Source organism: Neptunomonas phycophila, from assembly GCF_001922575.1.
Classification (GTDB): Bacteria; Pseudomonadota; Gammaproteobacteria; order Pseudomonadales; family Balneatricaceae; genus Neptunomonas; species Neptunomonas phycophila.
Genome location: NZ_MRCI01000001.1, coordinates 1,199,901 through 1,212,932 on the forward strand (window position 1 = coordinate 1,199,901; position 13,032 = coordinate 1,212,932).

The window sequence follows — 13,032 nt, forward strand, 5'->3', positions numbered from 1 at the left end:
AGTGTCTGTATGCATACGGTATTTTTCGCAACACAGGCCTATATTGATATCTAATTCACGAACAAAGTGCGATTAATAATCGCTATGGAATTTAGGGTTTTTGATTGTTAGCACTTGCAAAAAAGGTGCGTATTCAGCGAGTTAAAATTCATATTGAAACGCTGTAATACATTTGAAAAAAAATCATCAAAAAACCGTAACAATTGAATGAAACTGCAACTTGCTGATATTTAAGAAGTTGTAAAAATAACTTTTTAGGAAAAATATGAAATTTATAGCGACTTGCCCTAAAGGCATCGAATCTCTTCTGGCTGACGAGTTAGCAGCGTTAGGGGCTGAGTCAGTAAAATTGATGCCGACGGGTGTCGCATTTGAAGGGGAGTTAGCGCAGGCCTACCGAGCGTGTTTATGGTCTCGTCTTGCGAATCGGGTTTTGTTACCGATTCTTGAAACCAACGTTGAGACCGCCGATGACTTATACAGCGCTATCCAGCGAGTCCATTGGAGCGATCATTTAGATGCGAGCATGTCGTTGGCAATTTCTTTCACGGGGAAAACGCAGTCAATTAATCATACTCACTTTGGTGCGCTCAAAGTGAAAGATGCAATTGTCGACCAGCTACGAGAAATAACAGGGGAGCGTCCGGGCGTTGATCGCGAGAACCCCGATCTGCGCATACATGCCCATATTTATGGCGGTAAACTCAATGTATCGATTGATCTCTCTGGTGAAAGTTTGCACCGACGTGGCTATCGTACACAGGCAGGAGCAGCACCGTTAAAAGAAAACCTTGCGGCGGCATTGTTAACAAGAGCGGGTTGGCCTGCGCTTAGTGATGACAGCCCTGTGTTGTTTGATCCTATGTGTGGCTCAGGCACTTTGCTCATCGAAGGTGCTTGGATGGCTGCAGATATTGCTCCTGGCATTTTACGCGATCGTTTTGGGTTTGAGCATTGGAAGCAGCATGATGCCGCTTTATGGGAAAACCTAAAAGAAGAAGCAGAGCAGCGCCGCATTAATGGTTTGACGACCTTTAAGGTAAAGGTTTATGGCGCCGATGAAGATGAGCGTATGCTTGATGTAACACTGTCGAATGCTGAACGTGCAGGTGTTGATCATTTAATCAAAGTACACGAAGCGCAAGTTCAACGAATGGTGCGCCCATGTGAAGAGAATGGGTTGTTCATTACTAACCCACCCTATGGTGAGCGTCTGGGTGAAAGTTCAGAGCTTATGTTTTTGTATCGTGATCTGGGCGATACCTTAAAACAAGAATTTGGTGGTTGGAAAGCGGGTATTTTTACGGGTAACCCTGAGCTTTGTGAGGCCGTGGGCCTAAAAACGGATAAAACCTATCGTTTAAATAATGGGCCAATCGATAGTCGCTTATTTTTATACACTTTATATGCGAATCGGATTGCCAAAGAAGGGCAGCCTAGCGAGCAGGCAGGTGACGTTGCTTTAAGCGAAACAGCTCAAATGTTTGCGAATCGTCTCAGAAAAAACCTGAAAAATTTGAATAAGTGGCGTAAGCAAAATGATATTCAGGGGTATCGTTTATACGATGCGGACATTCCCGAATTTGCTGTGGCGGTTGATGTTTACAAAGACTGGGTTCATGTACAAGAGTACGCAGCGCCTAAGTCGATAGATAAAATAAAAGCTTTTGATCGTCTTAAAGATGTATTGGCGGCTATACCTGAAGCATTAGGCGTTGATCCTTTGCGTGTTGTTTTAAAGCAACGCAAGCGTCAAACGGGCACTCAGCAATATGAGAAACAGGGCACTGGTCGTCGTTTTTTTCAGATAGCTGAGCATGGCTGTAAGTTTAGAGTTAACCTGCATGATTATTTAGATACTGGTTTATTCTTGGATCACCGCCCCGTACGTCACCAAATTCAACAAAATGCAGCAGGTAAAGACTTTCTTAATCTGTTTTGCTATACCGCTACTGCCAGTGTCCATGCCGGGGTTGGCGGGGCAAAAAGCACGACAAGTGTTGATATGTCAGCCACTTATCTGCAGTGGGCGATGAAGAACATGGCGATTAATGGCTTTGCTGACAAAGCTCATCACTTTATTCAATCTGATTGTATTGTATGGCTTAAAAAACAACGTAAGCCGGCTTATGACCTGATTTTTATGGATCCCCCCACGTTTTCAAATTCAAAACGTATGAGCGATGTTTTGGATGTTCAAAGAGATCATGTTGAGCTGATTCGGTTAGCGATGCGTTTGTTGCGGCAGGATGGTGTTCTAATTTTCTCTAATAACTTTCGGAAGTTTAAACTGGATTACGAAATGTTGGGTGCGTTTGATATTAACGATATTACAGCGCAGACCATCGATCCTGACTTTAAGCGCAATGCAAAAATACACAGCTGTTTCGAAATTCGCTGGCGTCAATAATGGTGCAATGCTTTCTTTTGGTACGTTTCGTGCATTAATTTAGTGCAGTATTGGGTGCGCCGAATGATACGGCGCATGCTTTAGAGTGCCTGATTTTATAAATACTTCCTGTTTTTCAGTTGTTTACGTGCTTTCTGAATGAAATGATGAAGCATGGCGACAACAACAAAAATGAGTATCTAGAGATTCAGTGCACTTTTATAGCGTCCGTACGCTGAAATTGCACCGATAGAGTGCAATATTATAAATTGCAACCTTTGTAGGAGACACTTGTGGAAACTGTTAATAGTGCAGTCGAGACATTAATGCAGAGCGCTAATACGCTCTTTATCCTGATGGGCGCCATTATGGTGTTCGCTATGCATGCTGGCTTTGCCTTTTTAGAAGTGGGTACTGTTCGCCATAAAAACCAAGTTAATGCGTTAGTTAAAATTATGACGGACTTTGGTTTTTCTGCCGTGGCTTATTTCTTCATTGGCTATTGGGTTGCGTACGGAATCACTTTTTTTCAAGACGCAGAAGCGTTAGCCGCGAATAACGGATATGACCTGGTTAAGTTTTTCTTTTTGATGACATTTGCGGCGGCGATCCCTGCCATTGTGTCTGGTGGAATAGCCGAACGAGCTAAGTTTTGGCCCATGCTTATCGCGTCTAGTCTAGTTGTTGCGTTTGTATACCCGTTTTTTGAAGGGGTAATTTGGAATGGAAATTTCGGTTTTCAAACTTGGTTGGAAGATACTTTTGGTGCTGGCTTTCATGATTTTGCAGGCTCCGTAGTCGTTCATGGTGTTGGAGGCTGGATTGCTCTCGTGGCTGTTCTCATGCTGGGCGCACGTTCAGGACGTTATCGCGATAATCGAGTGGTTGCATTTCCTCCATCTAATATTCCTTTTTTGGCGTTGGGTGCGTGGATTCTTTGCATAGGTTGGTTTGGCTTTAACGTTATGTCGGCGCAAACCTTAGACGGTATTTCAGGATTGGTTGCCGTTAACTCATTGATGGCCATGGTGGGCGGCATTATCGCTGCGCTACTGGTTGGCAAGAATGACCCAGGCTTTATTCATAACGGTCCACTCGCTGGTTTAGTCGCCGTGTGTGCTGGCTCTGACGTAATGCACCCAATGGGGTCGCTCGTTGTAGGTTCTGTAGCAGGTGTCCTGTTTGTATGGGTTTTTACTCTGCAGCAGAATAAATGGAAAGTTGATGATGTGCTGGGTGTATGGCCATTACACGGTTTGTGTGGCGTCTGGGGTGGTATTGCGGCTGGTATTTTTGGCTCAGAAGCTTTAGGCGGTTTAGGCGGTGTTAGTTTTATGTCGCAGCTGATTGGTAGCTTAGCCGGCGTTTTGGTTGCGGTTGTTGGTGCTGCTGTTGTATATGGAATGATTAAGGCAATTTCTGGTCTGCGTCTCAGCGAAGAAGAGGAATATAACGGCGCTGATTTGAGTATCCATAAAATCGAGTCTACTTCTCAGGACTAATAGTCATCGTCCTTGAAAGACGAGAGTTTGCCGGTAAATGAATACAGTAAAAAGCTGACCTAGGTCGGCTTTTTTTTATTTATTTTCGTAACGCCGAACTGATTTTTGCAGGCTTTCCATTCCTTATAATTGTCCTTTTGAGTATGGTTGCTCTATAACGTGCTGTTTTAATAAAGAAAGCTGTTTTGTGTAAAAATAGTTCTCTTTAGACGAGGCTCTTGGCACGAAAAATAGAAAGCGCTTAGTGAGTGGTTAACTCAACAATTAGCATCAAAATCCTGTATAAGTGACACCTGATATACAATCGTTTACGGTTTGCCCACTAACGCAGAGGATGCATCATGCAAAACTTAACACCCGAAGGCCAACATCTGGTCACCACTATGTCTCAGCGTTATAACCTAAGCCACGATGCAATTGTTCATATGTTAATTGCTGTTAGTAATGGTGGTGGCAGTATGGCGCAATTTAACTGTCCCGAACTCGGTGGCGGCGGTCAGTGGATGCGTGGTGGTATGACAATGGTGGGTGATATGTTTAATTATGGCCTTAAAAATACCGTTGATAATTTGTGCAACGATTTATCCAATGCATTGGCCAGTACCCAAGTTTTTCCAGTTATCCCAGCGGGTACTCCGGGTAGTAATCAGTGGTGGCCTCAAGATTTAGGCGTTCCGTTTAGTAGTGGTGCGCAAAATGATATTAAGTATGCCGTATTTCCTGGGCGTTTAGCGGTCATGCTGTTTGGAAATGTGACGGTGTACGATACGTTAGATCACCAAATCGGAGGCGTAAGCCAGCAGCAAGGCGGGGACGCCTCCCTTACTTTTAGTAGCCAGTATGGAACATTGTCGGTTTCTAGTTTGCCCGTTATTTCTGGTCCGGGTTTGCCCCAGGCTCAGCAAACTAACTTCGCCGTACCTGCCGCTAACAGTGCCGCTTCCGTGGGCCAGTCGCAAAGCCAATCTAATGGTTATAATCAGGCGGATAATGTTCAGCAATCCTATCAGAGCGCTTCTCAACAGAACTTTGCACAAGCTCCGCAAGGCTCTGATAGTTTAAGCCATAGCTCTGGTTCTTTAGACGAGGTGCTGGGTCATATCGAAAAATTAGGCAAGTTGCGTGAAGCAGGCGTACTCACAGATGATGAGTTTTCCAGTAAAAAAGCGGAATTGTTAAAACGTATTTGAGTGCTCGCTTCCTCGTTGAGTTATAACTCACCGAGAAGACTTTTAGTTAGTGGCAGCCCCTTTGTTTGGGGCTGCGTGATGGCTAAATATTAGCGCTTTTAGTAACTATGATAAGTGTTCCTTAAAGAAAGCAAGTGTGCGTTCCCATGCTAACTCGGCAGCAGGCTCATTGTAGCGAGCTGTAGAATCGTTGTGGAAACCATGGTTTACGTCTTCATATACAAAGGCTTGGTAATCGGCGCCGATAGCCTTCAGTTCTTTCTCATAATCAGGCCATGTGCCATTGACGCGCTTATCAAGAGCGGCAAATTGGAGCATGAGTGGAGCTTTGATATTTTTAATAAGCTCTGCTTTAGCGGGGGTGCCATAAAATGGGACTGCTGCATCTATGATCTCAGGAGCTCGAGCCGCTAACATGTTACTGATGTAACCACCAAAGCAAAAACCTACTACGCCGAGTTTATCATTCGTTAATTCATGAGCTTTTAGGAATTTGGCGGCGTTGATAAAGTCTATTTCAACCTTCACAGGATCAAGAGACTTTTGCATTTCTCGACCTTCATCATCATTGCCGGGGTAACCGCCGAGCGAGTATAAAATATCTGGAGCAAAGGCAATGTAACCAGCTTTTGCTAATCGACGTGCAACATCTTCGATATACGGGTTTAAACCTCGGTTTTCGTGGACAACAAGCACAGCAGGGGTTTTTTCGGTCATGTTTTTAGGTACAACTAAGTACCCCCGGCCTTCACCAAAACCGTCTGGTGACGGGTAGGTTGCGTAAGATGCGGTGATGTCTGGGTCGTTAAACGACACCTGTTCAGCCAACGCGTAATTGGGAATAAGGCCACCCGCGACCGCTGCCGCTGTTAAGCCAATAGCCGCTAATCGAGTTAAAAATGTGCGTCTATCAATGTCGCCGTGTGCGTATTGGTCGTACCAATCGAACGCCTCCTGTGGAATCTGATGAGCAGCAGTACTTTCCGGACGTTGTACGGTCATAGCCTTCTCCTTGAGCGTAGCGGTTTGAGAATTTAAATTGTAATAGACTAATATTGTATTACTAGACACCTTTACGTTTGTTTTGTCTACTCGGATGAAAATTAATTCCCTATTAATGAGTAATTTACATCTTTTATTGATGTTAAACCGTATGAGCAAAGTGGGCGATTTATTTAGCGCAGAGTATTACCTTTAGCTAATTGAAATCTTTAAGGAGGAGCCTAATGCGTTGGCCCGCGTTATTGAGCTATGTTGGTGACAATGAGCTTGTTTTTATTGCTAACCAAAGTGAGTGGATGTCTGATAATGACTTACAGTCGCCTCATTTTGACGAAGGTGATCGTATTATTGATACTGATGGTTGTTTGTATCAACCCGAGAAAAGCGAAAAAGGTATCGAGTTAGTAAAGCTCGAAGAAAAGTACACCCTTGAGGATCTTGTTGGGTTAGTTCAAGCACATATGTTCGAGCAGGCGGGGGCTACTTGTGTGTCCAAGGTAGGAGCGTCTTCGATTGATCAATTAATGACTATAATGGAAGCGTTAAGTGAATACGATAAACCCTAAAAAACTTTATCTAAGTAAGTGGACCGCAGTTCGGCCCATAAATAAAGAAAAACACTTTCTCGTGTCCAAGATTACGTTTGACGAAGAAGGATGTGTTGAGGAATGCGTAATAGAAGCCGTAATGACTAAGCGAGCTGATGCAATTGATTGGAATTCACTCAAGGATAGCACCCAGTGGCTACAAGGTTGGTTATAGCCATCTGGGAGCGTTCAGTTTGTCTTTAGGCTTTAACAATCGTTAACAATTGCTGTGCATGTTCAGCTGCGTGGCGTCCTAGTTCAGTCAAATAACCACCATCAGGCTGAGTGACTAATGATTTTTCATGAAGCCGCTTGGTAGCCGCAATAACATTAGGTGCTGCCGAGGAGTGGATTTTGATTCCTTCCTGAGTGGTCTCTAGGTTAAACCGAGCTAATATATTGAGTTCGTCGTTTATCTCACTAGTGAAAGGCATGATCATTCCTTTTTATTGTTATTGAGTGCGGTATCAGTGTACGACATATACAAAATTTGCCAAGTAAAGTTTATTGGCTAAGTATAAACGCCAAAACTCACGTGATAAAACAGAGAATAAGTAAAAAAGCGTTCGATTTCAGTAGGGTTAGCAGCTAAATCACAGGGTTTAATTGAATAATAAGGGGCTGTTTAAGACGTGTGGCTAGCTGCAGGCGTTGAAAATAATGCGCCAAATCAATTTCTACTATGCAAGCACACAACCTAATGATAAATACGTGTCCGTCAGTCTTTGCAATAGGTATGTGAGGAGATAGTTTGAAGCATTCTAGGCTCTGAGTAGAGAAGGCCTTTTTTGTCAGCGCTAGCTGAGCTAGAATCACCCGCTGGACTTATTACAACCCAGCCTTTATCAATTGCTGGGCTAGCTGACATCTAATTGGACTTTGAATGCTTTTTAACAAGCTTCCTGATGATCTTTTTGTACCGCTCTCCGGTCAAAACCGCCATATATATCAAGCTGTTTTGCTTGAGTTGGCTGATTTGTTTTTCGACGAAGATCTAGTCGATCCCTTTATTCCCAAAGACCTTGTACGTTCTTCGATCGAAGATGCGGTAGTGCGCTTAGGAGTCCGTCGTTGGGAACCAGAGACAGATGACGACAACGATGATGGTGAGGCGCCGCGTTCCACCGCGGAATACACGAACCGCATTTATCGTCGTTTAGTCGATTGTGGCTGGATCGAAGAAGAGCAGCGTATTTATCGCACTTATGTACTGATGTCGCCGTCTATCAGCTTTTTGCTGCGCTCGTTAGTTTCGATCGCTAATTTAGAAAAACGCTCTTATGGCGGTGCGGTACTGAACGTATTGAGCTCACTTGAAGCGGCTGTCAACGACCCCGCAGGCCGAGGAATTACATTATCGGAAGCCGCGCAAACCGCTTCAGACTTTAGTGCGCATCTGACCGATATGATGTTGGGATTGCGAGAACTAAAAATTAGCCTTTCTAATTCGCAAAGTCCGCAAGAGATAGTGCGAGGCTTCTTCGAGCGTTTTGTTGAGCATATTTTGGTGTCTGACTATAAAACGCTGAAAACGAAAAATAATCCGTTTCGTTTCCGTCGTCAGATTTTATCGCTCTTGCGCGATTTACAGTTCGACACTGTTAAAGTTGATAAGCTTACTCGCCACTATCAAGAACAGTTTGAAGCGAGTTACGATGATGCAGAGGCCATGGTCCATACGCACATCAACCGTATCATTCGTATCTTTGACTCAGTAGATAAACGCTTAGACTCCATTGATGATTTTCGTTATCGATTGGAAAAACGTGTGGCTGATACTGTTAGATACATGGATAAAACCACACCAGGCATGGCCTCACGCTTATCACGAGTGATTGCCGAGTTAGCCAAACGTGATGAGTTGCCTGTTATTGATACTATTGAAGAGGTCGGGTTTATTAACCCTTCAAGCATACGCTCGCCTATCAGAAGGCGCATTGTGGCAGAACCAACGGTGATTAGGCAGCAGCAGATTGATCCTAAAGTGGTTGAATTGCGCGAGTTATTTAAAGCTTTCAAAGAGCGCCGCGAAGTTAAAGTGGAGCGCATCGATGCCTATCTAGAGCGTCACTTATCGGATAAAGACTCAATTAAAGCCGAAGAGTTTTCGATTGACACCATCGAAGATTACATATGCTTTAGCTACATACGTCACCTTGCATCGCTTGGCAAAAAGGCTAAGAAGACAGCAGATATGTTCAAAATTGAGTTTGCCGAAAACTACACTCATGTTGCCGATGTGGTGGAGTGTCGCGATTTTACTATTAATAAAGTTATTCAAAGGAAACCGTAATGCTTGGTGATCTGCAAAAAATAGTCAGCCGCAGTGAGCAAAATGACGCAGCTGATTTTTCGCGAGCGGCCAACTTGCTGTTAACTAACCAGTTTCTGCATGCGGACCGTTCTTCACATCGTGACAGTTATTTTTTAATAGCCGCACATATTGATTATTTTCGTAACTTATTTGAGGCGATTGGGTGGTCATTTATCTATCAGCCCGATGAAGCTTATATGGGTATTCTGCCTCAAGGTGAGGAACGCAATGTAAAGCTGCGTCTTGATGAGTCTTTATTGATGTTATGTATGCGACAGCAATATGAAGCAAAATTAGAGAGCTTTGAAGTTGAAAGCGGTCGGGCTTACACCAATACCAATGAGTTACTTTCTCTGTATGAGAACCTGACCGGTAAAGAACTCCCGAACGAAACCCGCATGAAAGAGATCATGTCCCTCTTTAATCGTCACGGTATTATCGAGCGCGGGAAAATTAACGAAACGGATCCCAAAAACGTGCCATTTAGTATTTTACCCACAATCCGCCAAGTGGTAATTGAAGATTACATCGGTCAGTTAGAAGCGCTTTGCGATACAGAAAACAGCCGCGATGCCCTAACAGAAGCGGAGGAGGCTGCTGATGAAACAGCTTAATCGTATTGTTCTAGTTAACTGGTATGTTTTGGGGGCGGTAGAGGTTCCTATTAAAGGTAATGTGGCTATTGTCGGGCCTAATGGTTCGGGTAAATCATCATTATTGGATGCTATACAAACCATACTGATGGGCGGCCACAAACGTAATTTAAGTTTCAACGCCTCAGCCGGCCAAAAAAGTGAGCGTTCTTTACGTACTTACTGCCTTGGTTTTTTGGATGACGGTGGTAAAAAAGCAACTGCTCGTGATGATTCTATTACCTACATGGCGCTAAGCTTCTTTGATACGGAGACAGCACAAGAAACGTGTATTGGGATAGCGATTAGCGCGTCCACAGCATCACCCGATGAAGAAATTTTAGGTCGCTTTATATTGCCTAACTTTTCAGTAACGTTAGATGATTTCTCGGTGCGCGAGGGTGATGGTCGATTGCCTAAGCCGTGGAACAAGGTGCGAGATCAGCTTCTTAAACAATGCCCTGATATGGTGTTGGAAAAACGTGCCAGTAAGTTTGTTCGTGAAGTAACCACTGCGCTTAGCCATGACCCGCAAATGCCTAATGATGATGAAAAGTTTATTAAAAACTTTAAGAACGCATTGCGTTTTGTACCGATCGATAGCCCGACGAAATTTATTCGTGAGTTCGTATTGGATGAAAACATCGTTCATGTTGGCGCTTTCCGGAAGTCACTGGATGAATACCGTGCGATGGAGCAAAAAACACTTGAGGTGTTTAATCGTATTACGGAGTTAGAAAAGGTTTCTGAGCAGTGTAAAGGTATTCAGCGTAACGTAAAAAACGCTGTTGAGTATGAATGGGTGGTACACGAGACTCGCTTTGAAAACGCAGATCTCAAAAAAGAAGATGCTCAAGAACGTTTAGAATCGAACCAAGAAAAAGAGTTAGAAGTCCAAAAAGAAATGGAAGAGCATGCCGCTGAACTCAGCGGTGTAATGCAGCGCCTTGCTGATGCGCGTGCTCAATTAAATAACTCTGATGATGCTCACCAAATCAAAGCGCTTGAGAATAATATTGCCGCTCGTTTACATGAAGAAGGCGTTGTAAAAGATAAAATACAGAACGTTTATAGTTTGTTCCGTAATACGGTCGGGTTTGCGCATTATCAAGATTTATTACCTGAATCGTTTCGTCCATTAGTTGAGCGTTGCGTGCAATTGTGGCGAACTGGTGAAGACATGATGGCCGATGTATGGCCTGCAGAGCCGGTAGAGGTGGATAATGCGCTTGCCGAATTGAAGGACAATGTTGATTCGGTAAGACGAGATATTGGCCGTAAGTTTGAAGAATCCGTTATCCGGATGAATGAGCTACGCACGTCAATTCAGAATCAAAAAGGTGCTGTTGAGCAATTAAAGCAAGGCCGAGCGCCAGTGCGTCACAACACGCGCGAATTGATGAATTTGCTGTCTGAGTATGGAATAGAGTCGACACCTATTTGTGAACTGGTCGATATCAATGACGATAAGTGGCGTATTGCTATTGAGTCATTTTTAGGGGCTCGCCGAGAAGCTCTGATTGTCGATCCTGCCCATGTTAAAGAAGCGATCACGCTTTATCGTCGTAAAGGTCGTCATCTAAAAGGGTGTCGTATAATCAATACGACCAAGTCCCGCGATTGGTTAAACCGTAGTAAGCCGCGCTCGCTAGCTCAATTTATTGATACGGATAATGATGATGCTCAGGCTTACATGAACCGTGCGCTAGGCGGCGTTATGGCCGTTGAAACGGAAAACGAGCTACTGCGTGAGGAACGTGCTTTAACATATGACTGCATGCTGCAAACCGAGGGTTCCACGACCTCTATCAACGAACTTTCGCCTATTATGGGCATTCGTCGTCGTGGCGATCAGCTGGCATCGCAAGGTAAGCAAGTTGATGAGATGATTGAAGAGTTTACCAAGCTGGGTAAACGCCATGAGGCGTTGGAAAAACTGCGTGATAACCTCATCAACTTAACCACAAGCTTGGCTGGAGCGACAGAAAACGTATTTGATCTGGTGAACTCCCGTAACCAAATCAGTAATGAGATTGAAGGTTACCGTCAGGCAATTACTGACCTGCGCAATCACGACGATTCAGGTATCCAGCGTCGCATAGCGGAACTCGTTGAAGAGCAAAAAGCCGCTAATGACAAAAACAAAGTGCTCATGGATAAGTTACAGCGTATCCGCACGAGTATGATAAAAGACACAGCGGCGTTAGAAGTTTTAGACGAAGAACTAACAGAGCATTCAGAAGCACGTAATGTGTGTGAGGCAAATCGTGACTTTGATCCGCAGTCAGCACAGGAAAAGCGTGATTATTTAGATGAAAGCTGCGCTGGTGAGCTAGAACGTATTATTTTTGAGGCCGCTAAAAAAGCACAGTCCGAATTAAGCTTGCACGAGAAAAAGAAATATTCTGTGCGTGATGCGGTTGCAAATTACAAGGCTCGTTTCCATGGCGGCGGTAGAAGCCATCAGGGCTTAGACAAAATAGGCCCAGACTCAACTCATGAAGAGCTAGAGCAGTATGTGGATGAAACACTGCAGTCGTTGAAAGATTCCGAGCTGGCAGAGTACACCGAAAAAGCTGAGCGTGCTCGCTTAGAGGCAGAAACCGCTTTCCGGTCGGACTTTGTTGCGCACCTAAATGATCAAATCAATAAAATTAAAGATCTGATTCGTGAGTTAAACAATCACTTAAAGAACCGTCCTTTCCATAAGGAAATGTACAGCTTCGAGATGTCTCCTAACCCTGAGCTAAAAGATATTTTAGAGCTGGTTGAGGCTTATACACGTTTAGATCAAGCGAATGTTGGAACGCTTTTTGACATTCAACATGATGGTGATCGTCCGCATCATGATGCCTTAGCTAAAATACACGATGTGTTAAAAGATGAAGGTGAGAGCAGTCTGCTACAGGACTATCGAAACTTTTATAACTTTGAGCTTGTGGTTAAAGATCTTAACGGTAATCGGAAAACAACACTCACTCAGCGTATCAAAACCGGTTCAGGTGGTGAGCACCAAGTCCCTTTCTATGTTGCAATGGCAGCAGCAATGGGCGCGGCTTACCGACTAAAAGAAGGCCCTAACGGTAATCCGGTAGGCGGTATGAGTTTGGCGGTGTTTGATGAGGCCTTTAACAAGCTAGATTCAGAGAACACGCAAACATCGCTCGGCTTTATGACTGATTTAGGGCTGCAAACTATCATTGCGGCACCCGATGAAAAGTATTCTTTGTTATCGTCTTGCATGGATACCATCATCAACGTTTGTCGAGATGGGCGTATCGTTGATATCGATGTTGAATTTCCGACTCCTAAGGGCAAGGAACTACTTAATTCCGATAACCCGCGTAAGCTAATGGAAGAGGCTGGTTTATCTGAGGAGCTCTTAGCAGACGTTTAACTCATTACGGTTTCTAAAA

The 13,032-nt window shown here is 44.0% G+C and carries 10 protein-coding genes; 8 read left to right on the forward strand and 2 right to left on the reverse strand.

Features of this window, described 5'->3' with window-relative positions; genetic code table 11:
* Positions 1 to 265 precede the first annotated feature (265 nt).
* From rlmKL to BS617_RS05445, 3 genes are all read left to right on the forward strand, one after another.
* Complete coding sequence (gene rlmKL / locus BS617_RS05435; RefSeq protein ID WP_075171863.1) at positions 266 to 2,410, forward strand: bifunctional 23S rRNA (guanine(2069)-N(7))-methyltransferase RlmK/23S rRNA (guanine(2445)-N(2))-methyltransferase RlmL; 2,145 nt, start codon at positions 266 to 268, stop codon at positions 2,408 to 2,410.
* Positions 2,411 to 2,682: 272 nt separating this feature from the next.
* The gene (locus BS617_RS05440; RefSeq protein ID WP_075171864.1) at positions 2,683 to 3,891 is read left to right on the forward strand and encodes an ammonium transporter; all 1,209 of its coding nucleotides are present in this window, start codon (positions 2,683 to 2,685) and stop codon (positions 3,889 to 3,891) included.
* A 341-nt stretch (positions 3,892 to 4,232) separates the two neighbouring features.
* Positions 4,233 to 5,081 (forward strand): SHOCT domain-containing protein, encoded by an 849-nt coding sequence (locus tag BS617_RS05445; RefSeq protein WP_075171865.1) that lies wholly within the window; start codon positions 4,233 to 4,235, stop codon positions 5,079 to 5,081.
* A 105-nt stretch (positions 5,082 to 5,186) separates the two neighbouring features.
* Here BS617_RS05445 and BS617_RS05450 read toward each other — a convergent pair whose 3' ends face one another.
* Entirely contained in the window at positions 5,187 to 6,083 is an 897-nt protein-coding gene (locus BS617_RS05450) for a dienelactone hydrolase family protein (protein ID WP_075171866.1), read from the reverse strand.
* Between the two features lie 224 nt (positions 6,084 to 6,307).
* Between BS617_RS05450 and BS617_RS05455 the strand changes: the two genes are divergently transcribed.
* Positions 6,308 to 6,649 carry a DUF4144 family protein gene (locus BS617_RS05455; RefSeq protein WP_075171867.1) on the forward strand — a complete coding sequence of 114 codons (342 nt, stop codon included), beginning with the start codon at positions 6,308 to 6,310 and terminating at the stop codon, positions 6,647 to 6,649.
* Positions 6,630 to 6,845, forward strand: a complete 216-nt coding sequence (locus BS617_RS05460; protein ID WP_075171868.1) for a TIGR02450 family Trp-rich protein — start codon at positions 6,630 to 6,632, stop codon at positions 6,843 to 6,845. Before BS617_RS05455 ends, BS617_RS05460 begins: the two co-directional genes overlap by 20 nt.
* A 25-nt stretch (positions 6,846 to 6,870) precedes the next feature.
* On the opposite strand, the gene BS617_RS05465 is transcribed toward BS617_RS05460, so the two are convergent.
* On the reverse strand, positions 6,871 to 7,104 hold the full coding sequence (locus BS617_RS05465) for a TIGR02647 family protein (protein WP_075171869.1): 234 nt from the start codon (positions 7,102 to 7,104) through the stop codon (positions 6,871 to 6,873).
* Between the two features lie 449 nt (positions 7,105 to 7,553).
* On the opposite strand from BS617_RS05465, the gene BS617_RS05470 reads away from it, so the two are divergent.
* From BS617_RS05470 to BS617_RS05480, 3 genes are read left to right on the forward strand one after another with little or no spacing between them, the layout of a single operon-like run.
* Entirely contained in the window at positions 7,554 to 8,963 is a 1,410-nt protein-coding gene (locus tag BS617_RS05470; RefSeq protein WP_075171870.1) for a Wadjet anti-phage system protein JetA family protein, read from the forward strand.
* The gene (locus BS617_RS05475; protein WP_075171871.1) at positions 8,963 to 9,598 is read left to right on the forward strand and encodes a DUF4194 domain-containing protein; all 636 of its coding nucleotides are present in this window, start codon (positions 8,963 to 8,965) and stop codon (positions 9,596 to 9,598) included. Before BS617_RS05470 ends, BS617_RS05475 begins: the two co-directional genes overlap by 1 nt.
* Positions 9,585 to 13,013, forward strand: a complete 3,429-nt coding sequence (locus tag BS617_RS05480; protein WP_075171872.1) for an SbcC/MukB-like Walker B domain-containing protein — start codon at positions 9,585 to 9,587, stop codon at positions 13,011 to 13,013. Before BS617_RS05475 ends, BS617_RS05480 begins: the two co-directional genes overlap by 14 nt.
* The last annotated feature ends 19 nt before the right edge of the window (positions 13,014 to 13,032 follow it).

What these genes read in the sequence shown, in the direction of transcription:
- BS617_RS05480 (WP_075171872.1), top strand. Translation starts at nt 9,585, where the DNA reads ATGAAACAGCTTAATCGTATTGTTCTAGTTAACTGGTATGTTTTGGGG.
- BS617_RS05475 (WP_075171871.1), top strand. Translation starts at nt 8,963, where the DNA reads ATGCTTGGTGATCTGCAAAAAATAGTCAGCCGCAGTGAGCAAAATGAC.
- BS617_RS05455 (WP_075171867.1), top strand. Translation starts at nt 6,308, where the DNA reads ATGCGTTGGCCCGCGTTATTGAGCTATGTTGGTGACAATGAGCTTGTT.
- BS617_RS05470 (WP_075171870.1), top strand. Translation starts at nt 7,554, where the DNA reads ATGCTTTTTAACAAGCTTCCTGATGATCTTTTTGTACCGCTCTCCGGT.
- BS617_RS05450 (WP_075171866.1), bottom strand. Translation starts at nt 6,083, where the DNA reads ATGACCGTACAACGTCCGGAAAGTACTGCTGCTCATCAGATTCCACAG.
- rlmKL (WP_075171863.1), top strand. Translation starts at nt 266, where the DNA reads ATGAAATTTATAGCGACTTGCCCTAAAGGCATCGAATCTCTTCTGGCT.
- BS617_RS05465 (WP_075171869.1), bottom strand. Translation starts at nt 7,104, where the DNA reads ATGCCTTTCACTAGTGAGATAAACGACGAACTCAATATATTAGCTCGG.
- BS617_RS05445 (WP_075171865.1), top strand. Translation starts at nt 4,233, where the DNA reads ATGCAAAACTTAACACCCGAAGGCCAACATCTGGTCACCACTATGTCT.